Raw genomic sequence first — 24,625 nt, forward strand, 5'->3', positions numbered from 1 at the left:
CGCTGACGGGGAAGGATAGGGTGGGGAGGGTTCCGCCGGACGCGCAGGGCGACCGGACAGCCGTCGCCGCCGGCTCACCGCGAGGCGCGGACCACGGGCATCCTCCGCCGAGCCGGCGCTTCGGGAAGGTGCTGTCGCGCCTCGGACGTGCCCTCGCGGGCCTCGTCACCCTGCTGATCCTCGCCGCCGTCCTCACCGCGCGCCCCGGCGACCCGGCGCTCTATCCGCCGGCCGAGGGGGCGGACGCCGAGACGATCCACCTCGTCAGCCACGGCTGGCACTCGGGCCTGGTCCTTCCCCGCGACGCCCTCACCGGGGAGGGGACGGGCAGCGCCCTGCGCGCCATCGCCACCCGCTTTCGCGACTATCCGCGCCTCGAGTTCGGCTGGGGCGAGGGCCGCTTCTACCGGGCGACCCCGACCCTGGCAGAGGTCGACGTCGGCCTCGCCCTGGCGGCCCTGTTCACGCCGGGCGGCCGCAGCGGCGTCGTGCAGGTGGTGGGGCTGGAACGCGGCGTGCGGGAGAGCTTCCCGCATTCCGACATCGTGCCGATCCGACTGTCGCCGGCCGGGCTCGCCCGCCTGCTGGCCCGCCTCGACGCGAGCTTCCGCCTGGAGGCCGGCCAGCCGGTGGCGGGCGGGCCGGGGCTCTACGGGCCGAGCCTGTTCTACGAGGGCGAGGGCCGGTTCTCGGCGCTGAACCTGTGCAACCACTGGACCGCCCGGCTGCTCGACGCGGCGGGCCTGCCGACCACACCGGTGGTGGACACCCATCCGGCGGGGCTGTTGCTGGACCTGCGGTGGCGGGCGGGGGTTGGCGCCCTGCCGGCGTCCACCGCCGCGACGACGGGCCGGTGAACCGCGAGGCGCGCTAGGCCGAGATCGAGGCCTGCCGCTCGGACCGCGCCATAGACCCGATCCTCGACCGCTCGGGTCCGGTCTGGTGGCACAGCGACCGTCTGCACGAAGAAGGCATGACGAGGACGGGCGTACCCCGGCCTTCTACGGGTCCGCGGTCGGGCGGGGCCAGGCACGTCCGGTTCCCTGCGTGATCGATGAGGAGGCCATGGCGGAGGCGGCACGGTGAACCTTCCACGGCTTCGCCGCGGCACCCCTCCCCAACCTGTCCAAACGGTAACCTTCGCGCCACGATCAGGTCAGGCGCCGGGGGCTACACACCGGATCACGGCCCGCTTCGCGGTGCCCCGACAATCCGGAGTGATCCATGCCCGTCCAGTCCGACCGCCTGCGCCGCACTGCGCTCGCCTCCGTCGCCGCGGCCGCCCTGATGGCGACCGGCGCCGTCGGCGTCAGCGTCGTCCAGCCCGTGACCCCCGCCCTGGCCCAGGCCCTCTCCAAGCCCTCGGCCACCATCCCCGACCAGCCGCCCGGCTCCTTCGCCAGCATCGTCGATCGGGTGAAGCCCGGCGTCGTGGCCGTGAAGGTGAAGCTCGAGGACGGCGCCGGCGACGATGACGAGGACGGGTCCGGCGGGCGCGGCATGCAGAACGCGCCGCCGCAGCTGCGCGAGTTCCTCAAGCGCTTCGGCCAGAACGGCCAGGGCAACGGCCAGGGCGGTCCCGGCGGCCAGATGCCCCAGCGCAAGAACCAGCGCGGCGGCATGGGCTCGGGCTTCATCATCTCGGCCGACGGCTACGTCGTCACCAACAACCACGTGGTCGACAAGGCCAAGACCGTGCAGGTGACCCTCGACGACAACCGCACCCTCGACGCCAAGGTCATCGGCAAGGATCCCAAGACCGATCTCGCCCTCCTCAAGATCACCGAGGGCGGCACCTACCCCTACGTCTCCCTCGGCAAGACCGCGCCGCGGGTGGGTGACTGGGTGGTGGCCATCGGCAACCCGTTCGGCTTGGGCGGCACCGTCACCGCCGGCATCGTCTCGGCGCGCGGCCGCGACATCGGCGCGGGCCCCTACGACGACTTCCTGCAGATCGACGCGCCCATCAACAAGGGCAACTCGGGCGGCCCGACCTTCAACGTGGTCGGCGAGGTCGTGGGCGTGAACACCGCCATCGCTTCGCCCTCGGGCGGCAGCGTCGGCCTCGCCTTCGCCATCCCGGCCGAGACCGTGCAGGCGGTGGTCGACCAGCTGCGCGCCGACGGCAAGGTCGCCCGCGGCTACCTCGGCGTCCAGGTCCAGCCGGTGACCAAGGACATCGCCGACGGCCTGGGCCTCGACAAGGCCAAGGGCGCCCTCGTCGACCATGCCGAGCCCGGCACCCCGGCGGCCAAGGCCGGCCTCAAGTCCGGCGACGTCATCGAGTCGGTCAACGGCAACCCGGTCAACGACGCCAAGGAGCTCTCGCGCAAGATCGCCGGCCTCAAGCCCGGCGCCAAGGTCGAGCTCTCCTACCTGCGCTCGGGCAAGTCCGACACGGCGACCGTGGAACTCGGCGCCCTGCCGAGCGATCCCAAGGCCGCCAACGACGACCGCCGCGGCGGCCAGCGCGACGGCCAGCCTCGCCTAGGGCTGAGCCTCGCGCCGGCCTCCGAGGTCGGCGGCGAAGAGGGCGTGGCGGTGATGGAGGTCGATCCCGACGGGCCGGCCGCGGCCAAGGGCATCGAACAGGGCGACATCATCCTCGATGTCGGCGGTTCCAGCGTCTCGAAGCCGTCCGAGGTCGCCGAGCGCATCCGCGCCGCCGAGGCGAGCGGGCGCAAGGCCGTGCTGATGCGCGTGAAGAGCACCAAGGGCGTCACCCGCTTCGTGGCGGTGGCACTGTCCAAGGCCGGCTGAGCGACCGCGGTCGGGTTTCATCGAACCGAGCGCCGGTCCGCCCCATGGGGCGGGCCGGCGTTCGCCGTCGCGACCCCCCGATCGATGCACCGTCTCGTTGCACGAAAACCACAATGGCGGTCACAGAGCGCCATCCCCCACGCTTATCGCCGGGCGTCTGTTGACGGTTCATCAACCTCAGATTTAGCGTCACACCTGTAGTTGCTTCAAGACAGGGTGGCGGGGGCAGGGGTGGAGCGGGCCGTCGAGTCGATCTGCAGCGGAGCGTCGCAGGCGGCCGTCCTGGCGGCACTGCTGCTGGTGCCCGCCTCGGGAGCGGCCCGGGACGTGATCCTGTCGTGGCAGGACACGGTCCTGCTCGAACACCAGGACCGCACGGCCCGGTTGCGGCGTCTCTCGGACGCGACCCTGAACGCCAGCCCGCGCTTCTTCGAATCCCGGGTGCCGCGGCGTGAACTGCCCGCGAGCTTCAACACCGACATCCCGGTCCTGCGGGTGGTGTTCGGGCAGCAGGTGTTCTTCGATACCGACCGGGCGGAGCTGCGCCCGGAGGCCGAGGCGGTGATCGACGTGGTCGCCGAGGCGCTGCGGCGCGAGGCCTCGGACACGGCGGTGTTCATCTCCGGCCATACCGACAGCCGTGGCGGCGACGCCTACAATTTCGACCTGTCGGTGCGCCGGGCCGAGACCGTGGCCCAGGCGCTCAAGCGCCGCGGCGTGCGCCAGGCCACCATCTGGCGCATCGGCTTCGGCGAGGCGGTGCCCCTCGTCCCCAACACCTCCGACGAGGCCATGACCCGCAACCGGCGGGTGGAGTTCCTGTTCGGCCGCAAGCCCGAGGCGGTGGGGGCCTGGCTCGCCAAGCAGGAGGCTTTGGTCTGCGCCGGGGCCGAGCCGCGCCAGCGCGCCGCCTGCCTGCGCTCCTTCGCGCTGCTGCCGCGGGTCGAGGCCGCGCCGGTGACCTCGTCCCTGCCGGAGCGGCGCACCGTGGCGATCGCGCCCGCCGACGTCGCCCTCGCGCTCCCGACCATCCAGGACTCCGACCTCGTGTCGATCGTCCCGCCCGCCCGGGTCGCGGTGACGCCGGAAGGCGCGACGCCCGCGGTCGTCGCGCGCCCCCCGCCCCCGGAAAGGACCGTGGTGACCATCACCCGCGACGACCCCATCGTGATCGACCTGCGCGAGCAGCGCGTCCTCGTGCCGAGGCCGGACCGATGAGCCTGTCCGAGTACCAGGCCCTCGACCTGTCGGCGGACGGACCCGTCGCCGCCGACCTGTCGGCCCGGATCGCCGAGGAGGCGGCCTGCCCGACGGTGCCACTCTCGTCCTCGCACGGGGCCGCGGCCGACAGCCCGGCCCTGCTGACCCCGGCCATGGAGATCTGGTACCGCACCCGCGTCGCCTCCGCCCGGGTCTCGGCCATCGCCGAGATCCGCCGCGGCTTCGAACAGGAGACGCTGGGCGGCAACCCCGGCTTCCTCTACGAGGCCGAGCGCGACCGGATCGAGCAGGTCAAGCAGGGCCACCTGCGCGCCGAGCGCGACGGCTTCTTCCAGAGCAAGAGGATCCGCGACCGCGAGGCCGAGATCGACCGGCTGCGCTCCGAATACGCGTACAAGAGGTCCCAGCACGGGCGCGATGCCGGCGCCTGGAACCCGGTGTTCAAGCACGGCGGCGTGGCGGCGATCATGCTGCTCGAGTTTCCGCTCAACCTGTCGTCCTTCCTCAGGATCGACTTCCTGACGCCGGCGCTCGCCACCGCCTCGGTCCTGCTCATCGCCATCCTGTTCGCCTTCTCCAGCCACCTCCTGGGGCGCATCCTGCGGCAATGGGGCGAGCGCTTCGGCGACAACGTCACCCGGCGCCTGCGGGCCGACAGCTACCGGCACCTGGCCGTGGCCGCCGTCCTGTTCCTCATCGGCGCGGCCGCCATCGTCTTCAGCCGCTCCTACCTCGTGGCCGAGGCCCTGAACCGGCAGGCGGCGCTGGGGGAGGAGGGTGGCAGCACGGTGGCGATCTACGGGATCGCCTTCATCGGCAACCTCGCCGTCTACGCCGTGGCCGTGGCCTGGGTGCTGTTCACCGAGGACCCGGTGCCCGACTTCGCCGAGGAACGCGCCCGCCTCGACCTTCTCAAGGCGCAGTCCCAGGCCGCCTACCGCAAGGGCCTCGAGCGCCAGCAGCAGCAGCGCATCGAGCAGGCGCGGCGCGACCGCGAGCAGCTCGACCGGCGCGAGGCCGACCAGGCCAAGGGCCTGCGCAACTACGCCGCCTGCCGCGCCCGCTTCGATGTCGTGGCGCGCCAGGACGCGCGGGTGCTCGGGCTCCTGGAGAGCTACCGCAACCGCCTCGTCGCCGAGGCGCGCAAACGCGGGGTGCAGACCCGCTTCACCCACGACGACCTCGCCTCCGGGGACATCGGGACCCGGCGCGACCTCGAGGCCGACGATTACCTCGGCCGTCGCCTCGGCCTCGGCCACGCCTGAGCGGGACATCGGACATGACCCTCGTCCCGCACATCCTTCCTTCGTGCCTCCTCGTGGCCGGGCTGCTCATGCCGGTCTCCGGCCATGCGGCGACCGGCTACGAGGTGGTGCGCCAGGAGCAGACCTGCCCCAGGGCCGGAGAGCCGCGCTCCCTGCGCCAGACCGTCGTCGTCCTCGACGAGGCCATCGTCTCCGGCGAGGCGCAGGCCAACCAGCGCTGGACGCGCATGGTGGTGGAGGCCGCCGACGCCAGGGAGGCGAGCCTCGGAACGCTCGGCGCCCGCGAGCGGTTCACCGTGATGGTGGCGCGCCGCGACGGCAGCGAGCTGGTGCCGCTGTTCGTGGGCTGCTCGCCCAACCTCTCGCACGAGGAGGCACAGGCCGCCGGCAAGGCCGATTCCCTGTTCGACACCTTCATCGGCACCGGGCAGGCGGCCAAGGGCAAGGCGGCCCGCGAGGGCTTCGCCTCCGGCATCGCCAGGGCGGTGGCGCAGGTGCAGAAGCGGGCCGCCGAGATCGCCGCCGTTCCGGTTCCGACGGGAGGGCTGCTCGGCGCGCTCCAGACCGCGGGCCGGCTCGCCGACCTCAACCACGGCCTGCCGCGCTTCCTCCTCGTCACGCCCTTCCAGGTGACGGACCGCTCAAGCTTCAAGGACGTGGGAAGCGCCCGCGAGCGCGGCTTCCAGCTCGCGGAGAAGACCGGCATCGATTTCGGGCGGGCCGAGGTCTACCTCGCGGGTGCCACCCTCGGCGATGCGCCGAGCCTCGAGTTCGCCCGCGCCCTGGTGCTCGGCGCCAAGGGCAGCCTCGCAGGGGTGCGCTCGGACGGCCTGCCGCGCCTGCTCGCCGAGCCGGTGAGCAGCCGCGTCTACGCCGGCTTCATCGACTACGTCGGCCAGCGCACGCCGCTCCAGGTCCGGCTCGCGGCCACCGCCCAGGGCGACCTCGTCAACGCCTGGGTCGAGACCACCCTGTCGCGCACCACCGCGACGCCCCTCGACGGCAAGATGCTGTGCAAGGGCGAGACCTGCGAGTTGCGCGGCGACGGCCGCTTCGCGCTGGCCTGGTTTCCCGACCCCCAGGCGGAGCCCGCCGAGCGGGGCAAGCTGCCCTTCGGCGGCGCCCGCAACGTCGAGATGACCCTCAAGGCGGGTGCCGCCTCGGGCCGCATCTTCGACCCCAAGGTGATCTTCAGCGGCGAGAACGGCCTGCGCCGCGAAGACCTGCGCTTCGACATCCAGCGCGTCGAGGACCGGCCGTTCTGACGGACGGCACGGACACGAGATCGCGGGGCGCGCCGGGGGCCGGGCCGCCCCGTCGGCCGCATCCCGCGACGGACGGGGCGGTTCACGGACGGGCCGGGGGTGACGGGACGATGACCAATCGGGGCTTCAGGGCGATGGGCGTGGCCCTTTGCGTCGTCGGCTTGCTCGGGGGCTGCACGAGTACGCGCGGTGGCGGAGGAGGAGGGAGCAGTGCCGCTGCCTCGCGGCCGCTCCTCGACGACGCGATCGGGCGCTGCGTCGCCTCGACCCTGATCGGGGCCGGCATCGGCGCGCTGGTGGGCGCCGCCACCGGCGGGGGCCGGCGCGCGGGCGTCGGCGCGGCGGTGGGAGCGGGGGTCGGCGGCCTCGCCTGCGCCGTCCTCACCGCCCTCGACGCCCAGGACAAGGAGCGCATCCGCAACGCGCAGATCGCGGCCGCGGCGACCAACACGCCGCAGTACCTCGCCTACCAGGGCGCGGACGGGCGCCAGCGCCAGATCACGGTGAGGCCCCAGGCCGCCCCCGCGGTCGCCGCCGAGGCGGCGGGCAACCGCATCTGCCGGGCCGCCGACACCTCCGCCTCCATCGACGGGACCGGGACCACCGCATTGCCACAGCAGCTCGTCTGCCGCACCGCGTCGGGAGACTGGCTGCCGGCGTGAGTCGGAGGGAGGCGCGCGTCGCCAGCGAACCCATGGCCGTCCCCCGGCGGCTGGGTTAGACGTGTCGGCCATGATCCAGCGCGTCCCGCTCCTGCCCGCCGTCATGGCGGCCGTCGTCGTCCTGGCCTGCGTGCCCGCGCCGGCCATGGCGCGGGCGGGCGACGCCTGCGACGCGCTCACGGCGCGGATGATCCGGGCCACCGGGGCCTCGCTGGCCGGGCGGGCGGGCGACGGGGCGGTGTTCCGCGCCGCCGACGCCGACCGCATGAGTCTGGCCTGCGGCACGCCGCGCCGGATGGTGTTCGGCGCGGTCGCGCGTGAGCCGCTCCGGCCGTACTTCGTGCTGATCGGCCTGGCCGGCCAGGGTCTCACCGGCGCGCGGGCGCGGGACGTCGAAGTCCTGGCGCTGACCCTGCACCGGCGCTCCCTCCTCACCGGCGCCCCGGCCGAGGGCCGCACCGGCGCCGCCCTGCTCCGCTGCGAGACCGGGCCGCGCGAGGACATGCTGGCGGACAACCTCACCGTCTGCGTGCTGCAGCCGGGCCGGACTATCGTCCTGCGCCGGCGCGCCGGCCTGAACCAAGGCCAGCGTGCAGGCTAAGCAGGTTTTCGACGCAAAACCGGTGACCACTTCTGCCAACCCTGCTTAGCCGGCATCCCTGAAACGATCCGGGCGCGACTGGCTGCCTGTCTGACGGTCGCAGCCAGCCCCACGAACTCGGCGTGCGGATCGCCGAGCCTACGATGCCACCGCCATGAAACGCACGTCCGGCGCCCTGGGGGAGGCGATCCATGCGCAATCCCGCCAGGTCTATGCCCGGCCGAGCTATGGTGAGGAGCGGCGCTTTTTCCCCACGCGAGTCAGCCTTGCCGGCTCGGCACGGGCGATCGCCTGTCAGGCTGGCAGCATCTGATGTCGGCAGCATCTGTTGTCGATTGAGCCGGCAGGCTCGGAAAAGCAGTTTGCACACTGTGCGAACCTGCACGCTCGTTGGCACGGCACAAGGGCACAATCCGACCACGATCTGAAGCGGTGGAGGGGCGGAAATGGTACGTGGGGAAGCACCAGAGGAGGGCGGCCTGCATCCTCCCAAAACGGTCATCCCATTTCCGGGTGATCACTTCGTGATGCGGACATGGGCTTCGCTCAGGCGCCGCGCGGGCTCGGTGATACGGTTCCCGCTTGATCCAAGCGGAAACCGTATCACACCAAAGCGCGTGCAGGCGCTGCCGATAGGGCTGAAGCTGGCCTACACGGGCTTCATGGCCGTCCTGCTGCCGACGTACTGGACGTTCTACGGTCCGACCAACTTCCTATACTTTTGTGACTTGGCGCTGATCCTCACGCTAATAGGGATTTGGACAGAGAGCGCGCTTCTCGTGTCGATGTGCGCAGTCGGCATCCTGCTTCCGCAGACCTTGTGGGTGGCAGACTTCATTGCGAGCGCCGTTGGCGCGCCCATCGTTGGAATGACCGCCTACATGTTCAAGGCAGACGCGTCGCTGTTCCTGCGCGGCCTGTCCCTGTTCCATGGGTGGTTGCCTTTCCTCCTCGTCTTCCTCGTGTGGCGTCTTGGGTATGACCAGAGGGCCTGGGGCGCTTGGTCGCTGCTGGCCATCGTGGTGCTCGTCGTCTGCTTCACACTGATGCCCGAACCCCGGCCCGATCCCGGCTTCCAGCCTGTGAACATCAACTACGTCTGGGGAATGAACGACAACGTCGCCCAGACACTCATGCACCCTTACCTCTGGTTTGCGGCCCTCGTCGTCGGCATTCCGCTCCTCCTGTGTGCGCCCACCCACGTCGTGCTCAAGCGCCTGATGCCGTCCACCCTTGGCCGGTCCAGTTATCGGATCACCTCAGCAGGTTTCGCAAAAGGGGTCACCGGTTTCGCGTCGAAAACATGCGACGCCCGAGACCCTGAGCGGGATGAAGCGTCGGCCTGCCGACGCGAACCTACTTAGGGCGGCGCCGATGATCTCGGGACCGCGTTCGGGAACACATCGGGCTCCCGCCCGTTTCCCACACTAAGCGTTTCCCGAAACAACGATAAGGACGACCATGCGCAAGCTCGCATTGATTTCCGCCGTCACCCTGTCGATCGGCGCCATGATGGCGACCTCCGCCGATGCCCGTCCCCGGGGTTACGGCTATGGGCACGGTCACCACGGCGGCTACGGCCATCACGGCGGGCGCGGCGCCTATGGCTACGGCCGTGGCGGTGGACGTCGTGGGATCGGGACCGGCGCCGCCGTCGGCCTCGGCATCGCCGGCTTGGCCGCCGGAGCCATCGCCGCCGGAGCGGCGCGCGATTCCTACAATCGCGGTGGCTATGGCCGCCCCGCCTATGGATACCGGCAGCCGGCCTACGGTTACGGCTACTGAAACTCGGCCATCGGTCGAGGATGAGACGGGCGCCCGGTCGGACCGGGCGCCCGTCTTCGTTTGCGGTCGGACCCTGGAGCGCTCCTACCGGGCCCGGTAGGGGGGGACGCCCTGGTCGGGAAGCCACACCGACGGCAGCGGCGCCCCGGTCTGCCAGAACACGTCGATGGGGATGCCGCCGCGCGGATACCAGTAGCCGCCGATGCGCAGCCAGCGCGGCGCCAGCAGATCGACGAGGCGCCGGCCGACGCCCACCGTGCAATCCTCGTGGAAGGCACCGTGGTTGCGGAAGGCGCCGAGGTAGAGCTTGAGCGACTTGGATTCCACGAGCCAGCGGTCGGGCACGTAGTCGATCACCAGGATCGCGAAATCCGGTTGCCCGGTCACCGGGCACAGCGAGGTGAACTCCGGCACCGTGAACCGGGCGAGGTAGTCCTGGTCGGGGTGCGGGTTGGGTACCCTGTCGAGCCGGGCGATCTCGGGGGATTCCGGCGCCGGGGTCTGTTGGCCGAGTTGCAGCGTGTCGTTCGTCATGGACGGCTTATAGCGCAAGCCGCGGCGGGTGCATCACCCGGAAGCGGCGCGTCAGTTTTTCTGATCGGACCGTCAAACGTTTCCTCACGGCCTCGGGCCTCCAGGCCGGGCCCGGGCGCTTGCCCGAAGCGGGACGTTGGCGGATAAGCCTCGTCGCTCGCGTGCGACATGCCGCACCGTCGATCGTTCGACGTTCCTGCCAGACGTTTTCGGAGAGGTCGCCATGACCGCCATCACCAACATCGCCGCCCGCGAGATCCTCGACAGCCGCGGCAACCCGACGATCGAGGTGGACGTCCTCCTCGAGGACGGCTGTTTCGGCCGCGCCGCGGTGCCCTCGGGCGCCTCCACCGGCGCGCACGAGGCGATGGAACTGCGCGACGGCGACAAGGCCCGCTTCGGCGGCAAGGGCGTGCGCAAGGCGGTGGAGGCCGTGCGCTCCGAGATCCTCGACACCATCGGTGGCATGGACGCCGAGGACCAGATCGCCGTCGACGAGGCGATGATCGCCCTCGACGGCACCCCCAACAAGGCGCGGCTCGGCGCCAACGCGATCCTGGGCGTCTCGCTGGCCGTCGCCAAGGCCGCGGCCGAGACCGCCGGCCTGCCGCTGTACCGCTACGTCGGCGGCACGCAGGGCCGGGTGCTGCCGGTGCCGATGATGAACATCATCAACGGCGGCGCGCATGCCGACAACCCGATCGACTTCCAGGAATTCATGATCATGCCGGTGGGGGCGAGCTCCATCGCCGAGGCCGTGCGGATGGGCTCGGAGGTGTTCCACACCCTCAAGAGCGCCCTGAAGCAGGCCGGCCACAACACCAACGTCGGCGACGAGGGCGGCTTCGCCCCCAACCTGCCCTCGGCCGAGGCCGCTCTCGACTTCGTCATGGAGTCGATCGCCAAGGCCGGCTTCAAGCCGGGCACCGACATGGTGCTGGCCCTCGATTGCGCCGCCACCGAGTTCTTCAAGGACGGCGCCTACCGTTACGAGGGCGAGGGCAAGACCCGGGACATCGAGGCCCAGGTCGCCTACCTCGCCGGCCTCGTCGACGCCTACCCGATCTGGTCGATCGAGGACGGCATGTCGGAGGACGACTGGGCCGGCTGGAAGCTCCTCACCGAGCGGGTGGGCGACCGCTGCCAGCTCGTGGGCGACGACCTGTTCGTCACCAACGTCACCCGCCTGTCGCGGGGCATCGCCGAGAACACCGCCAACTCGATCCTGATCAAGGTCAACCAGATCGGCACCCTCACCGAGACGCTGGCGGCCGTCGATATGGCCCAGCGCGCCGGCTACACGGCGGTGATGTCCCACCGCTCGGGCGAGACCGAGGATTCCACCATCGCGGACCTCGCCGTCGCCACCAACTGCGGGCAGATCAAGACCGGCTCGCTGGCCCGCTCCGACCGGTTGGCCAAGTACAACCAGCTCATCCGCATCGAGGAGGGCCTCGACACTCAGGGGCGCTACGCCGGGCGCGGGGCCATCAAGGCCGTGGCGCGCTAGGCAGGGTCCACGAAGGTCGCCACCGGTTCTGCGTCGAAAACCTGCGACACGCCAAAGACCTGAGCAGGGTGAAGCGTTGGCTCGCCAACGCGAACCCGCTTAGGCGGCTCCGGGTCACCCCGCCCGCTCCAGCCGCAGCTCGATCTCCCTGTCGACGTAGGACCATTCCGGGGTCGCCCTGAGCGCGGCGAGCAGGGCGTCGAAGGTCGCCTCGTGCGCGGGCGCGTACTCGAACCAGGTCAGGAAATCGAACGGCTCGCCGAGGTCGCGGGCGTGGTGGAGGCGGCGGGCCACCGCCGGAAGCGCGGCCATGCCGATGCGGGTATGGCCCGAGACCTCCTCGAACAGGGCCCTGCGCTCGTCCTGGGCCATCTCCCACCACGCCGCCGTCTTGGCGATCGGGATGAGGGTGGCACGGCTGGCCTCGCCCCGGGCGAGGGGGGCCTGCGAGGCGCGCAGGGCGTCCCGCTCGGGCCGCGTCGTATAGCGCAGGTTGCTCACGGTCCCGCGCAGGGTCCAGGCCACCCCCTCGACGGCCGAGAATCCGACCGAGAGATGCGTCGCCGCCGGCAACTCCGGGCCGCACAGGGTGCGGACCGCGCGGATGCGCCACTCTCCCGTGGCGCCGCCGGAGAAGACGTGGGGCTGCATCGACATGGTGGGCTCCTTGTTCGAGCGTCATGGGCCCCAGGCGACGGGACGCCACGGCGCCGCAAGGGGCGGGCCGCCCTATCTTGCGCATGGACACTTCGCGGACGACGCACCGATGTTACCGACCCGAGACCCCGCCCTGACCGTCTATTTCGACGGCGCCTGTCCGCTCTGCGCCCGCGAGATCGCGCTCTACCGGCGCAGCCGAGGCGCGGAGCGGGTGGCCTTCGTCGACGTCGCACAGGGCGAGGCGCTCGGCCCGGGTCTCGACCGGGCGACGGCGCTGGCGCGGTTCCACGTCCGGGACGCCGAGGGCCGGCTCGCTTCGGGCGCGGCCGGCTTCGCCCGGCTCTGGGCGCAACTGCCGGCCTGGCGGCTGCTTGCGCTCGTCCTGCGCCTGCCCGGCGCCCTGTGGCTGGCCGAGCGCGCCTACCGCGCCTTCCTTCCCCTGCGCCCCTTCATCGCCAAGGTTCTGCCGTCGGACGGCCCGGCCTGCCGCGACGGCGCCTGTACGCGGCCGCCCTCGCAGCCGTGACCCCTCGGGCGCGGTCACCGCACCCTTCGCGCGGACACGCACCGGTGGAGACCCAGCGATGACCAATCCGTTCGAGGCCTTTCGGCTGCGGCCGCGGCTTCTCCTCGCCATGGGGCTGACGATGGGGCTCACGGTCCTGTTGCCGATCGCGTCGGTCCCGGTCCGGCTCCTCGTCGGCTGGTGTCTCGGCGTCGGCGTCTACACCGGCCTCGTCGTCTGGAACGCGGCCCGGCAACCCCGCGACGCCCTGCGGCAGGAGGCCTCCCGCCTCGACGACAGCGCCACGGTGATCTCGCTCTTCGCCATCCTCGCGGCGGCGGCGAGTTGCGGCGCGGTGGCCATGCTCGTGCTCGGCGAGCAGGAGCCGGGGGCGATGAAGGGGGCCCGCCTCGCCCTCGCGGCGCTGACCATGCTGTGCACCTGGGTGTTCGTGCAGGTGGTCTTCACCGTCCACTACGCGCATCTGTACTACGGCGAGGGCGAAACCGGGGAGAGCCGCGGCGGCCTCGACTTCAACGGCGATCCCGACCCGGATTTCTGGGACTTCCTCTACTTCTCGGTCACCATCGGGGCAACCTCGCAGACCTCGGACACCGACATCACCGCCAAGAACATGCGCCGCCTCGTCACCGTGCAGACGGTCTACGCCTACCTGTTCAACACCAGCGTCCTGGCGCTGGCGATCAACATGGCTGCGGGCTTCGCGCAGGCGCACTGAGACGGTTTCCGCTTGGATCAAGCGGGACCCGTATCACCGAGCCCGCGCGGCGCCTGGGCGAAGCCCATGTCCGCATCACGAAGTGATCAACCCGAAATGGGATGAGACGTCGGGCGGGACTGCCCGGTTGACCGCGTTTGCCAAGGCTCCGATGGAGGGCACGCCGGACGCGCCGCGTCGGGCGTTGGTCCAGCCGTCGAGGCAGCATGGTCGTCCGGTCCCGCCCGAACCTGTTCGTGGTGCTGTTCGCGCTCCAGGGCTCGATCCTGCCGCGCGTGGCGCCCAAGATCCTCGGCATCTCGGCGACCGCGCTGGCGGTGGTGGCGATCGAACGGGCCTTTCCGGAACTGTTTCCCGTCGGGCCGGGAATCGCGCCCTTCACCCTGATCGGGCTCGCCCTGTCGATCTTCCTGAGCTTTCGCAACGGCGCCTGCTACGACCGCTGGTGGGAGGGGCGACGCGCCTGGGGTAGCCTGATCCTCGAAGTGCGCGGCCTCGCGCGCCTCCTGCCCGCCGTGCTCGGTCCCGAGCAGGAGGCGCTGTCGCAGCGCAGCCTGCGGCGGGCCTGCGGTTTCGCCCATGCCCTCCACGCCAGCCTGCGCGGCACCGGCGACGAGGCCGAGGTGGCGCGTGCCTGGCTGCCCGCGGCGGAGGCGGAGGCGCTCGCGCACAGCCCCAACCCGGCCAACGCGATCCTGGCCGGCCTCGGGGGGGATTTCGGCCGGGCGTTCCGGGCGGGCAACCTCAGCGACATCGTGCTCGGGATGCTGGAACAGAAGGTCGCCGCCCTGGCCCAGGTGCAGGTGGTCTGCGAGCGAATCCAGGGCACGCCGCTGCCCTTCGCCTACACGCTGCTGCTGTACCGCACCGCCTGGCTCTACTGCCTGCTGCTGCCGTTCGGGCTGGCCGGCACCCTAGGCTGGGCGACGCCGGTGGCAACGGCGCTCGTCGCCTACACCTTCTTCGGCCTCGACGCCCTGGGCGACGAACTCGAGGAGCCCTTCGGCACCGAGCCCAACGACCTTCCCCTCGACGCGATGCTGCGGCAGGTGGAATCGATCGTGCGCGATGCCCTGGGCGAGGCGCTGCCGCCGCCCGTCCGGCCCGAGAAATCGGTACTGCGGTAGGGGCGGCACCTCAGCGGCGGCGACCCTCGCCGGCGTCCGGGACGATATCGAGCTCGGCGCCGATGCCGCGAAGGCAGCGAACGATCCGCTCCGAGATCTCGGGCGTGAGGTCGCGCACCGTCAGGTGCAGCGTCGTGGCGGTGCCGCCGGAGGCGGTGATGCGATAGTCCATCCCCTCGCTCGCCAGCTGCCGCAGCAGGTTGTCGGCGGCCAGGCACATCGCCGCCATGTGCCGTCCGGATAGTTCCTGGTCCAAGGCGATCCCTCCTGCGCCCGCGGGCGGGCTCCTATGGAAGTGAACGCAAGGGCGGTGCAATTCGTCCATCCCCGCCGCGATCATCCCGTGGCAGGGTGAATCGGGCCTCGCCGCCGCACCCGTTCGGCCGGCGGCGGATCAATCGATCTGGGTCAGCACCGTGATCGCGCCGAACAGCAGCACGGACGTGACGCAGAGGGCGAGGAGGATGAGCGCGGCGCGCGATTCGCGGATGGGATCGTCGGTCATGCCACCAAGCTAAGCAGGTTGTGCGAGGGTGCCCAGCGGTTTTGCGGCCGGGCCCTGCGACACGTGCGAACGCGGCGCGCCTGCGTCCCGCATCGCTCGCGCATCCATGAGCCACGAAGGTCCGAATTCGGACCCTCGCCGGCAAGGCCGACCAAGACATGCCATCGCGCGAGGCAGCACAACGCGGCGAACGGCAAATGGTTCCGAGGTTTTTTGCAAAAGATTCTTCCCCGGCGGGGGCGGCCTGTGTTGGGGCGTGGTGACGAGGCGGCCGAAGGCACGGGGAGCGGTACGCGACGGCCCTTGCCTCTGGTCTTTGCCGGAGGAAAGCCGACGATGACGGCACCATAGTGCCGCTTTCGACGCCAGATCTCCCCGGCCCGAGATCGCGTCCGCACCAGGACGGTACGGGACCGTTACTTGGTATGGTCACGCTTATAGCAAGCAATCGGCCGCGTTAACGCCTCGTTAACCGCGTTCGACGTAAGGTTACCGGCGTCAGATCGGGGATCGTTCAGCCCTCAAGCCGGTTCGCGCAGGATCCATCGCATGTCCGCACCGTCCCGCCGCCCCCTCGTGCTCCTGCTCGCCGGCGACGAGCTGACCCGCCGCATCAGCACCAGCTGCCTCGAAGCGTTCGACTACGAAGTGGTCAGCGCCCGCACCGCCGAGGAGGCCGAGCGCCTGCTGCTGTCGCTGCACGCCACCCGCCGCGTCGACGTGGTGATCACCGACGCCGACGTGCGCGACGCCGTCGACGGCCTGTCCCTGGCCAGCGTCGCCCGCTGCCTCGACCCCACGGTGAGCGTCATCTACACGGCCCGGCTGCCCTACCGCATCCCCGAGAACAAGAAGGTCTCCGGCGCACCCTGCCTGCGCACCCCCTACCACGGCCACCAGCTCGTCGGCCTGATCGGCGGCCTGCGCCTGCCCGCCGCCGGCAACCGCGCCGCCTGACGGGGTTCACGCCGGAAACCGGACCTCGCGGCCGATCGCGGCCTCGCACCAGCGCCCGACCCGCAGCAGCCGCAGGTCCTGGCGATAATCTGCGCAGAGCTGGATCCCGAGCGGCAGGCCGCTGTCGGCGAACCCGACCGGCAGCGTCAGGGCCGGGGCGCCCAGGCACGTCCAGGGCACGTTGAAGCCCGGATCGCCGGTGCTGGCGAGCCCCTCCGGCGCTGCGCCGGGGGCGGGCACGGTGAGGACCGCATCGAACCCATCGAGAACCCGGCCGAGCCCGGCCCGCAGGTCCCGCTGCCGGCGCAGGGCCGCCACGTAGTCGGGAGCGGGCACGGCGCGGCCCTCGGCGATCAGGCCGGCCAGGGGCTCGCTCACGAGGGTGGGCCAGCGGTCGCGCAAGGGGCCGAAGGTGGCGCTCGCCTCCGCCGCCAGGATCACGGCGGCGATGGTCCAGAGCGCGTCGAAGGCCTGGGGCCACTCCGTCTCCACCACCACGGCCCCGGCCATGCGCAGGCGCTCGGCGGTGGCCAGCAGCAGGTCCTGCTGCGCGCCCTCGACCTCGCTCCAGCGCGAGGTGCGCATGAGGGCGAGGCGGGGCGGGCGCCCGAGGTCGAGGTCGAGGTCGATGTCGAGGTCGGCTTCGGTCCCGACCCGGAACGGCGGCAGCGGCAGCCCGTGCGGGTCGGCGTCGCTGGCCGCCGCGAGCAGGCTCAGGGCGTAGGCGGCGTCCGCCACGGCGCGGGTGAAGAACCCGACGTGGTCGAGGGAACCGGCGAGGGGATGCACCCCGGTGCGGGGAATCGCGCCATAGCTCGGCTTGAAGCCGACCACGCCGCAGAACGCCGCCGGCCGGATCACCGAGCCCATGGTCTGGGTGCCCAGCGCCAGCGGCACGATGCCGGCGGCCACGGCCGCCGCCGAACCGCTCGACGAGCCGCCCGGCGTATGGCCGGGGTTCCACGGGTTGCGGGTCGGGCCGGGATGGCGGAACGCGAACTCGGTGCTCACTGTCTTGCCGAAGATGGTGGCCCCGAGCGCGCGCAGGTGCGCCACCACCTCGGCATCGGCCCGGGGCACATCACCGGCATGGATCGGCGAGCCGTTGGTGGTGGGCATGTCGCGCGTGGCGACGATGTCCTTGATCGCCACCGGGATGCCGGCGAGCGGCGCCCCGGGGGCGTCGACCGCCGCCGCCGCGTCGAGGTGGGCGAAGGCGTGGAGGCGGGGCTCCCACGACCGCGCCCGGTCGAGGCAGGCCTCGCGGTAGGCGGCGGGGTCGAGGGTGCCCGCGCGCAGGGCGCGCAGGGCGTCGAGGAGGCCGAGACGGTGCATGGCCATGCCGTCAGTTGGCCGCCAGGGCCTTGGCGATGAAGTCCTTGCGCACGAAGGTGTCGTAGTCGGGCTGGGCGGCGAGGTTGCCCAGGGCGATCTGCGTGTCGAGGCCGAGCGCCAGCGCCGCCTTGGTGATGTCGACGCTCACCGGATAGACCTTCTCGTCCATCATGCGCTTGACGGCGGCCTCGACCACGGCCGGATCGAGGTTCGGGAACTGGCGCTTGGCCACCGCCACGGCCTTGGCCGGCTCGGCCTGCATCAGGGTGACCGCCGCCTGCATGCCGTTGACGAAGGCCTGGGCCGCGGCCGGGTCGACGTCCTTGCGCGCGCTCACCGCCGAGAAGGCGTAGGGGCCGTAGAGCTTGGGGAACCCGAGCACCACCTTCATGCCCTTGGCCACGACCTGGTCGAGGCCGGGTTCGTAGAGCACCGCGACCTTGGCCTGGCCGGCCAGGAAGGGGCCGGGCTCGGTGCCGAGCTGGACCTGGGTGAGGGTCACGTCGTCCTTCGAGAGGCCGTTCTCCTTGAGGAGCTTGAGGAACAGCGACGTGCTCGTGGTCGGCATCAGGCCGGTCACGATGGTCTGGCCCTTGAGGTCCTTGACGCCGGTGAAGTTGAAGTCGGGCGTCGTGGCGATCCACACGGCCGCCCCGTTGACGACGTTGGCGATGACGTTGACGGGAGCGCCCTTCGAGGCGGCCACCGCCGTCCATTCCGGCCCGTGGATCGAGAACTCGGCGCTCTTCGAGATGACCGCCGAGAGGGCGACGCTCGGGGCGCCGGCCGTCTCCTTGGTCACCGCGATCCCGGCCTTGGCGAACAGGCCCTCGTCCATGGCCACGTAGAGCGGCAGGTAGAGCATCGACTGGAAGGCCTGCGAGACCGTGGCTTTCAGGGCCTGCGCGCAGGCCGGGCCGGCCGAGAGGAGGGAGCCCAGGAGAGCGAGGGCGGGGAGGGTCTTGCTGAGTGCCGTCATGGGGGAACCTCGGCTTTCGGTGGGGGAGGGAGGTGTTCGGAGAGGCCCGCGCGGGGTGCGGATCAGCTCGGCCGATCCGAAAAGATCGCCTTCTTGACGATGGCGTGGACGCCCCAGTTGCCGTCGACGACCTGGGTGATGCCGAAGTCGACGGCGATCGACATCAGCGAGATCGCCTCGTCCTCGGTGAGCCGGTGGGCGTGCATCAGGAACTGGCGCATCTTGCGGAAGGCGTCGCGCATGGCGAGGTCGATGGAGGACTTGCCGAAGATCGCGGCCTGCGCGTCGGGCCCGAGGTCGACGAGGTAGTTCGGGTAGCTGAACCCTGAGAGCACCCACTCCTCGGCCGTCTCGATCATCGGGAAATCGAGGGCCTCGAGGGAGGTGCCGGCCAGATCCGCCTTCTTGTGCAGCACGAACTGGAAGGTGCCGGTGAGCGAGCACTCGATGGCGGTGCCGCACAGCTCCGAATCGCCCTGGCTGGCGTGGGGGTCGCCCACCGAGAACAGGGCACCGGGCACGGCCACCGGGTAGTACATCGTGGCGCCCTTGCCGATGCGCCAGTTGTCGATGTTGCCGCCGGTGTAGCTCGGGGGAATCGAGTTCACCATGTCGGCCTCCCTGGGCGCGAGACCCATGGTGCCGAAATGCGGGCGGATCGGGATGCGCACGCCCTTGAGGACGTCGAAGTTGCGCTTGGTCTTCGTGTGGTCGACGGGCAGGCCGGGATAGTCGATGGTCGGATGGACGACCCCGTCGGGGTCGGTGACGCCGGGCCAGGGGAAGTTGTAGACGGCCTTGGCCCAGTCCCTCGCGCCGCTGGCGTCGACCTCGTAGATGGTCACGACCTCGCGGGTGCGGTCGCCGGTGATCATGTCCTTGTGGTGGTAGCCCCACCAGGCGGCGGCGTTGCTGCCGAAGCTGCGGCCCTCGAATGTCGGGTTGGCGCAGGGGCGCGGCGCCACGTCGAGGATGCGGACCTCGAGGACGTCGCCGGGCTCCGCCCCGCGGATCGCCACCGGACCGGTGCAGATGTGGACGCCCAGCCCCCCGCCCGGGCCGAGGGGCGAAGTCTCGGGGCCGGCACCGCGGCGGGCGACGCCCTTGGCCTCCTTCGTCCAGAGGAAGACGCTCTCGGCGCCGGGGTCGCCCGTCACCATGCGCTCGGCATCGTCGTTGGCGTGGTGGGTCAGGGTCTCGATAGTGACGTAGTCACCGGACGCGATCTCGACCTGGGGCTTGAGGAGCTTCGAGAAGTAGCCCCAATGCACCGTCTCGGCGGTGGCCGGCAGATGGTAGTGCGCGGTCCGTCTGATCCCCTTGGCGCTCGCCTGCGCCAGGGCAGGGCCGACCAGCGAGATGCCGCCCGCGGCGAGGGCGGCCGCCCCACCGGTGGCGAGAAAGCCGCTCTTGAGGAAGGCGCGCCGCTCCGGCGCGAGATCGCCGAGGAAGCGCCGGCGATGCTCTTCGAAGCCGGCGCAGTTCGGATCGTCACCACGGCACATCGCGTCGCTCCCGCCACCCGTCGCGGAAAACATGTATGCAAGCCAGCGGCCAAAGTCCGTACAGGCCAGGCTTCGTCGGGACCGGGTCTCCGGCACGGCGGCGACGTCGCCTGAGACATATCTGCCACGCGCATTTCGTTTTTCCGAAAAACGATCGAACCCGACGGGTCTCTACACGTTGGCGGTCGGTGAAACGCAGGTTCGACCCGGCACAACGGGTTCCTCACGCTCACTCCACCATTGGGTCGTCTTCGCTCCCCGCCGGATCCGGCGGAGAATGAATACGATTATTTGGTATACCACCAGCTTTCGTCTTTCTCGCGTACGACCATCAGGAGTCCCACCTTGGCCCTTTCTACGACCCTCCACCCATCCGCATCGACGACCGCCGAGGTTCGGGACGCGGGTACCACCGTCGCCCTCAACCAGGTCTCCTGGGGCGCCGTCTTCGCCGGAGCCGTCGCGGCGCTGGTCGCGCAGATGATCCTCAACATGGTCGGCCTCGGCATCGGCCTCTCCGTCCTCAACCCGACCGGCACCGACACCCCGACCGCCGGTTCGCTGTCGACGGGCGCCGGCCTGTGGTGGGTGATCTCGGGCATCGTCGCCTCGGCCATCGGCGGCTTCCTCGCCGGGCGCCTGTCGGGCCGGCCGGCCGGCACCTCCGCCTACCACGGCCTGGTGTCCTGGGCGGTGACGACCCTCGTCATCGTCTACCTCCTGACCTCGGCGGTGGGCGGCCTCATCGGCGGTGCCTTCGGCGGCATCACCAGCGTGATCGGCGGGGCCGGTTCGGCCGTCGGCGGCGCGGCCCAGACGGCGGCCCAGGCCGCGGCCCCCTCGCTGACCAAGATCTCCAACCCGCTCGACGGCATCGAGAACCAGGTCCGCCAGTCCACCGGCAACCAGGACCCGCAAGCCCTGCGTGACGCCGCCGCCGCCGCCGTGCGCGCCTATCTCTCGGGCGACGCCTCGCAGAAGGCCCAGGCCGAGACCAAGGCCGCCGACGCCCTCGCCAAGGCGCAGGGCATCCCGGCGGACCAGGCCAAGGCCCAGATCCAGGACTACCAGCGCCAGTACGAGGCCACCGTGGCCGACGCCAAGCAGAAGGCCACGGCTGCCGCCGAGGCGACCCGCAGCGCCGCCGCGCAGGGTGCCCTCTACGCCGCCCTCGCCCTGGTGCTCGGTGCCCTCGCGGCCTTCTTCGCCGGCCGCATGGGTTCGGTGTCGCCGGTCGTGCGTCGTCACTGACGCCGGCTGACGGCCAGACCTGACAAGAGAACGGCCCCCGGATCGCTCCGGGGGCCGTTTTCGTTCGCCGGTTCGCAGCACAAGGTGATCGACCGGAAATGCATCAGCCCGCGACGGGCAGCGCCCCCGGCTCGGCGGCATCCGGCTTCGGGCGCACGGCGCTGGCCTGCGCCTCGACCACGGCGGCCGCGGTGACGTTGACGATGCCGCGCGCCGTCACCGAGGGCGACAGGATGTGGGCGGGCTGGGCCGGGCCGATCAGGAGCGGCCCCACCGGCAGGGCGTCGGCCAGCACCTTGGCGAACTGGAAGGCGATGTTGGCGGCGTCCAGGTTGGGGAAGACCAGCACGTTGGCGGCCCCCTTGAGGTGCGAGACCGGCATCACCCGGTCGCGGATCAGTTCGGACAGGGCGGTGTCGGCCTGCATCTCGCCGTCGACCTGGAGGGAGGGAGCCCGCGCCCGGATCAGCCCCAGCGCGCTGCGCATCTTCATGGCCGAGCGGGAATCGGACTGGCCGAAGTCGGAATGGCTGAGGAGCGCGATCTTCGGGGTCAGCCCGAAGCGCGAGACGTGGCCGGCGCAGGCCACCGCCACGTCGGCGATCTCCTCGGCGCTCGGGTCGGGACGGACGTGGGTGTCGGCGAGGAAGAACGCGCCCTTCTTGGTGACGATGAGGCTCATCGCCGCGAAGTCGAGGACGCCGGGGGCGAGCCCGATCACGTCGCGGATGGCGCGCAGGCGCGTCTCGAACCGGCCCTCCAGGCCGCAGATCAGCGCGTCCGCCTCGCCCCGGCGCACCGCGATCGCGCCGATCACCGTGGCGTTGGTGCGCACGATGGTGCGGGCGGCGTCCGGCGTGATGCCGCGCCGGCCGGCGACCTCGAGATAGGTGGCGACGTAGTCGCGGTAGCGCGGATCGTCCTCGGGATCGATCAGGTCGAAATGCTCGCCCTGGCGCAGGGACAGGCCGAACCGCTTGATGCGGGTTTCGATCACCCGCGGGCGTCCCACCAGGATCGGCCGGGCCACCTTGTCCTCGACGAGGACCTGGGCGGCGCGCAGCACCCGCTCGTCCTCGCCCTCGGAATAGATGACGCGCTTGGGGTTCTCCTTCGCCTTGGAGAAGATCGGCTTCATGATGAAGCCGGAGCGGTGGACGAAGCGGTCGAGGCTGTCGGTATAGGCCTGGACGTTCTCCAGCGGCCGCCCGGCCACGCCCGAATCCATCGCCGCCTTGGCGACGGCGGGCGCGATGCGCAGGATCAGGCGCGGGTCGAACGGGCTCGGGATCAGCGAGCGCGGGCCGAACGGCCGGGCCTCGCCGCCGTAGGCGCGGGCGACCACGTCGGAGGGCGTCTCGCGGGCGAGCGCCGCGATCGCCTTGACGGCCGCCTTCTTCATCTCCTCGTTGATCGAGGTGGCGCCGACGTCGAGCGCCCCCCGGAAGATGTAGGGGAAGCACAGGACGTTGTTGACCTGGTTGGGGAAATCCGAGCGCCCGGTGCAGATCATCGCGTCGGGGCGCATCTCCTGCGCCAGATCCGGCATGATCTCGGGGTAGGGGTTGGCCAGCGCCATGATCAGCGGCTTCTCGGCCATCTTTTCGAGATACTCGGGCTTGAGCACGCCGCCGGCCGAGAGGCCGATGAACACGTCCGCCCCCGGGATGACCTCGGCCAGGGTCCGCGCCTCGGTCTCCTGGGCGTAGATGTCCTTCCAGCGGTCCATCAGCTCGGGGCGGCCCTTGTAGACCACGCCCTTGATGTCGGTGACGGTGATGTTCTCGATGCGGGCGCCCAGCGAGACCAGGAGGTTGAGGCAGGCCAGCGCCGCGGCACCGGCCCCCGAGGTGACGATGCGGACGTCAGACAGCTGCTTGCCGGCGAGTTCCAGCGCGTTGAGGACGGCGGCGGCCACGATGATCGCGGTGCCGTGCTGGTCGTCGTGGAACACCGGGATGTTCATGCGCGCCCGGCACTGCTCCTCGACCTCGAAGCACTCGGGCGCCTTGATGTCCTCGAGGTTGATGCCGCCGAAGGTCGGCTCCAGCGCGCAGACCACGTCCACGAGCTTGGCGACGTCGTTCTGGTCGACCTCGATGTCGAACACGTCGATGCCGGCGAACTTCTTGAAGAGCACCGCCTTGCCCTCCATCACGGGCTTGGAGGCCAGCGGGCCGATGTTGCCGAGGCCCAGCACCGCGGTGCCGTTGGTCAGCACGGCGACGAGGTTCTGGCGGATGGTGAGGGTGGCGGCCTCGCGCGGATCGGCGGCGATGGCATCGCAGGCCGCGGCGACCCCGGGGGAATAGGCCAGCGCCAGGTCGCGCTGGTTGCCCAGGGGCTTCGTCGCCTGGATCTCCAGCTTTCCGGGGCGCGGCAGGCGGTGGTAGACGAGCGCCCCGGACCTGAGATCGTCGGACATGTTGTCGCCCATGGGCCTCCCTCCCTGGATCGCGCGCCGTTGTCGCGCCCTCGTGCCGTCCCGATCCGGATGGCTCCGTTGAGGACTCTGTTGCACCGCCTGCGGACCCTGCGCAACCCGCACAACGAGACCCGCCTGCACCTGGCGCGGCTCGCGCGCCGGCACGGTTTCAGCATCGGCGCCTACTCCTACGGGTGCCCGAAGGTGCGCTTCGCCGGGTCGGGAAAATCCCTGACGATCGGCCGGTATTGTTCCATCGCCGACCATGTCGAGATCATGCTCGGGGGCGACCACCGCCTCGACTGGGTGACGACCTACCCCTTCGCGGCCATGGACGGCCTGTGGCCGGGCGTGGAGGCGCCGCCGGACTACCAGGTCTCGCGCGGCGACGTGACCATCGGCAGCGACGTCTGGCTCGGCACGGGCTGCCTGGTCCTGTCGGGCGTTACCATCGGCCACGGGGCGGTGGTGGCCGCCCGCGCGGTGGTGAGCCGCGACGTGCCGCCCTACGCGGTGGTGGCCGGCAACCCCGCCCGGGTGGTCCGCCACCGGTTCGAGGCCTCCGCCATCGCCGACCTCCTCGAGACCGCCTGGTGGGACCGCGACCCGGCCACCATCGCGCGCCTGGTGCCGCTCCTGCAGAGCGGGCGGGTGGCGGAGGTGGCGGCGGCGCTGCGAGCGGATCGCGAGAGAAGCCAAAGGCCGCCCGCCGTTGCGGCGGCGGCGCGAATTTCCTAAACCCGCCGCCTGCCGACCTGCTCTTCAAGGCCCCGACGATGTCCGACACGCCCCCCGACCGCCTCGCGGTGAACCCCAACAGCCCGTTCTACAACGAGGCGATCCTGGAGCGCGGCATCGGCATCCGCTTCAAGGGCGTCGAGAAGACCAACGTCGAGGAGTATTGCGTCAGCGAGGGCTGGGTCCGCCTGTCGGCCGGCAAGACCCTCGATCGCGCCGGCAACCCGATGACGGTCAAGCTCAAGGGCCCGGTCGAGCCCTACTTCCGGCAGGCGCCCGAAGAGGCGTGAGGTCGG

General features: G+C 71.1%; 25 protein-coding genes. 18 read left to right on the forward strand and 7 right to left on the reverse strand.

Annotation, left to right across the window (positions count from 1 at the left end; translation table 11 throughout):
* Positions 1–128 precede the first annotated feature (128 nt).
* The 10 genes from ASG40_RS06175 (at position 129) to ASG40_RS06215 (ending at position 9,559) form a co-directional block, all read left to right on the forward strand.
* Positions 129–857 (forward strand): DUF2459 domain-containing protein, encoded by a 729-nt coding sequence (locus ASG40_RS06175; protein ID WP_055882500.1) that lies wholly within the window; start codon positions 129–131, stop codon positions 855–857.
* Positions 858–1,224: 367 nt separating this feature from the next.
* Positions 1,225–2,760 (forward strand): Do family serine endopeptidase, encoded by a 1,536-nt coding sequence (locus ASG40_RS06180; RefSeq protein WP_055882504.1) that lies wholly within the window; start codon positions 1,225–1,227, stop codon positions 2,758–2,760.
* Positions 2,761–2,976: 216 nt separating this feature from the next.
* Positions 2,977–3,978 (forward strand): OmpA family protein, encoded by a 1,002-nt coding sequence (locus tag ASG40_RS06185; RefSeq protein WP_162243294.1) that lies wholly within the window; start codon positions 2,977–2,979, stop codon positions 3,976–3,978.
* The gene (locus ASG40_RS06190) at positions 3,975–5,246 is read left to right on the forward strand and encodes a hypothetical protein (RefSeq protein WP_055882509.1); all 1,272 of its coding nucleotides are present in this window, start codon (positions 3,975–3,977) and stop codon (positions 5,244–5,246) included. The genes ASG40_RS06185 and ASG40_RS06190 overlap by 4 nt, the downstream gene beginning before the upstream one ends.
* Before the next feature lie 14 nt (positions 5,247–5,260).
* Positions 5,261–6,511 carry a hypothetical protein gene (locus ASG40_RS06195; RefSeq protein ID WP_055882512.1) on the forward strand — a complete coding sequence of 417 codons (1,251 nt, stop codon included), beginning with the start codon at positions 5,261–5,263 and terminating at the stop codon, positions 6,509–6,511.
* A gap of 110 nt (positions 6,512–6,621) precedes the next feature.
* Positions 6,622–7,173 carry a hypothetical protein gene (locus tag ASG40_RS06200; RefSeq protein WP_156387587.1) on the forward strand — a complete coding sequence of 184 codons (552 nt, stop codon included), beginning with the start codon at positions 6,622–6,624 and terminating at the stop codon, positions 7,171–7,173.
* Between the two features lie 70 nt (positions 7,174–7,243).
* Positions 7,244–7,774: a hypothetical protein gene (locus ASG40_RS06205; RefSeq protein ID WP_443136587.1), complete on the forward strand. Its 531-nt coding sequence runs from the start codon at positions 7,244–7,246 to the stop codon at positions 7,772–7,774.
* Positions 7,775–7,928: 154 nt separating this feature from the next.
* On the forward strand, positions 7,929–8,087 hold the full coding sequence (locus tag ASG40_RS21050) for a hypothetical protein (protein WP_156387588.1): 159 nt from the start codon (positions 7,929–7,931) through the stop codon (positions 8,085–8,087).
* Positions 8,088–8,220: 133 nt separating this feature from the next.
* The gene (locus tag ASG40_RS06210) at positions 8,221–9,138 is read left to right on the forward strand and encodes a hypothetical protein (protein WP_338011764.1); all 918 of its coding nucleotides are present in this window, start codon (positions 8,221–8,223) and stop codon (positions 9,136–9,138) included.
* Positions 9,139–9,235: 97 nt separating this feature from the next.
* Complete coding sequence (locus tag ASG40_RS06215) at positions 9,236–9,559, forward strand: hypothetical protein (protein ID WP_055882519.1); 324 nt, start codon at positions 9,236–9,238, stop codon at positions 9,557–9,559.
* A gap of 84 nt (positions 9,560–9,643) precedes the next feature.
* On the opposite strand, the gene queF is transcribed toward ASG40_RS06215, so the two are convergent.
* Complete coding sequence (gene queF / locus ASG40_RS06220) at positions 9,644–10,093, reverse strand: preQ(1) synthase (protein WP_055882522.1); 450 nt, start codon at positions 10,091–10,093, stop codon at positions 9,644–9,646.
* A gap of 223 nt (positions 10,094–10,316) precedes the next feature.
* Here queF and eno point away from each other — a divergent pair, with 223 nt between their 5' ends.
* Positions 10,317–11,603, forward strand: a complete 1,287-nt coding sequence (eno, locus tag ASG40_RS06225) for a phosphopyruvate hydratase (RefSeq protein WP_055882525.1) — start codon at positions 10,317–10,319, stop codon at positions 11,601–11,603.
* Between the two features lie 114 nt (positions 11,604–11,717).
* Here the strand turns inward: eno and ASG40_RS06230 are convergent, their stop codons facing one another.
* A complete protein-coding gene (locus tag ASG40_RS06230) occupies positions 11,718–12,260 on the reverse strand; it encodes a chlorite dismutase family protein (RefSeq protein ID WP_055882527.1) in 543 nt (180 codons plus the stop codon).
* Positions 12,261–12,369: 109 nt separating this feature from the next.
* Between ASG40_RS06230 and ASG40_RS06235 the strand changes: the two genes are divergently transcribed.
* The 3 genes from ASG40_RS06235 to ASG40_RS06245 all read left to right on the forward strand — a co-directional run bounded on the left by ASG40_RS06235 (position 12,370) and on the right by ASG40_RS06245 (position 14,634).
* On the forward strand, positions 12,370–12,789 hold the full coding sequence (locus tag ASG40_RS06235; RefSeq protein ID WP_055882531.1) for a thiol-disulfide oxidoreductase DCC family protein: 420 nt from the start codon (positions 12,370–12,372) through the stop codon (positions 12,787–12,789).
* A 58-nt stretch (positions 12,790–12,847) separates the two neighbouring features.
* Positions 12,848–13,507: a DUF1345 domain-containing protein gene (locus ASG40_RS06240; RefSeq protein ID WP_055882534.1), complete on the forward strand. Its 660-nt coding sequence runs from the start codon at positions 12,848–12,850 to the stop codon at positions 13,505–13,507.
* A 206-nt stretch (positions 13,508–13,713) separates the two neighbouring features.
* The gene (locus ASG40_RS06245; RefSeq protein ID WP_055882538.1) at positions 13,714–14,634 is read left to right on the forward strand and encodes a bestrophin family protein; all 921 of its coding nucleotides are present in this window, start codon (positions 13,714–13,716) and stop codon (positions 14,632–14,634) included.
* A 10-nt stretch (positions 14,635–14,644) separates the two neighbouring features.
* Here the strand turns inward: ASG40_RS06245 and ASG40_RS06250 are convergent, their stop codons facing one another.
* The gene (locus ASG40_RS06250) at positions 14,645–14,890 is read right to left on the reverse strand and encodes a hypothetical protein (protein ID WP_156387589.1); all 246 of its coding nucleotides are present in this window, start codon (positions 14,888–14,890) and stop codon (positions 14,645–14,647) included.
* Between the two features lie 798 nt (positions 14,891–15,688).
* On the opposite strand from ASG40_RS06250, the gene ASG40_RS06255 reads away from it, so the two are divergent.
* A complete protein-coding gene (locus ASG40_RS06255; protein WP_055882545.1) occupies positions 15,689–16,096 on the forward strand; it encodes a response regulator in 408 nt (135 codons plus the stop codon).
* Positions 16,097–16,102: 6 nt separating this feature from the next.
* Here ASG40_RS06255 and ASG40_RS06260 read toward each other — a convergent pair whose 3' ends face one another.
* The 3 genes from ASG40_RS06260 to ASG40_RS06270 all read right to left on the reverse strand — a co-directional run bounded on the left by ASG40_RS06260 (position 16,103) and on the right by ASG40_RS06270 (position 19,915).
* A complete protein-coding gene (locus ASG40_RS06260; protein ID WP_244480543.1) occupies positions 16,103–17,437 on the reverse strand; it encodes an amidase in 1,335 nt (444 codons plus the stop codon).
* Between the two features lie 4 nt (positions 17,438–17,441).
* Positions 17,442–18,410, reverse strand: a complete 969-nt coding sequence (locus ASG40_RS06265; protein WP_055882548.1) for an ABC transporter substrate-binding protein — start codon at positions 18,408–18,410, stop codon at positions 17,442–17,444.
* Between the two features lie 62 nt (positions 18,411–18,472).
* Positions 18,473–19,915 carry an acetamidase/formamidase family protein gene (locus ASG40_RS06270; RefSeq protein ID WP_055882551.1) on the reverse strand — a complete coding sequence of 481 codons (1,443 nt, stop codon included), beginning with the start codon at positions 19,913–19,915 and terminating at the stop codon, positions 18,473–18,475.
* A gap of 345 nt (positions 19,916–20,260) precedes the next feature.
* Between ASG40_RS06270 and ASG40_RS06275 the strand changes: the two genes are divergently transcribed.
* Positions 20,261–21,166 (forward strand): hypothetical protein, encoded by a 906-nt coding sequence (locus tag ASG40_RS06275; protein ID WP_055882554.1) that lies wholly within the window; start codon positions 20,261–20,263, stop codon positions 21,164–21,166.
* A 103-nt stretch (positions 21,167–21,269) separates the two neighbouring features.
* On the opposite strand, the gene ASG40_RS06280 is transcribed toward ASG40_RS06275, so the two are convergent.
* Positions 21,270–23,603, reverse strand: coding sequence for an NADP-dependent malic enzyme (locus ASG40_RS06280; protein WP_055882559.1), 2,334 nt, complete (start codon positions 23,601–23,603; stop codon positions 21,270–21,272).
* A gap of 57 nt (positions 23,604–23,660) precedes the next feature.
* Here ASG40_RS06280 and ASG40_RS06285 point away from each other — a divergent pair, with 57 nt between their 5' ends.
* Both ASG40_RS06285 and ASG40_RS06290 read left to right on the forward strand, forming a co-directional pair.
* A complete protein-coding gene (locus ASG40_RS06285; RefSeq protein WP_244480544.1) occupies positions 23,661–24,329 on the forward strand; it encodes a CatB-related O-acetyltransferase in 669 nt (222 codons plus the stop codon).
* Positions 24,330–24,367: 38 nt separating this feature from the next.
* Positions 24,368–24,619 carry a DUF3297 family protein gene (locus ASG40_RS06290; protein WP_055882565.1) on the forward strand — a complete coding sequence of 84 codons (252 nt, stop codon included), beginning with the start codon at positions 24,368–24,370 and terminating at the stop codon, positions 24,617–24,619.
* Positions 24,620–24,625: the final 6 nt, after the last annotated feature.

Origin of the sequence: Methylobacterium sp. Leaf399 (genome assembly GCF_001424525.1) — a bacterium.
Classification (GTDB): domain Bacteria; phylum Pseudomonadota; class Alphaproteobacteria; order Rhizobiales; family Beijerinckiaceae; genus Methylobacterium.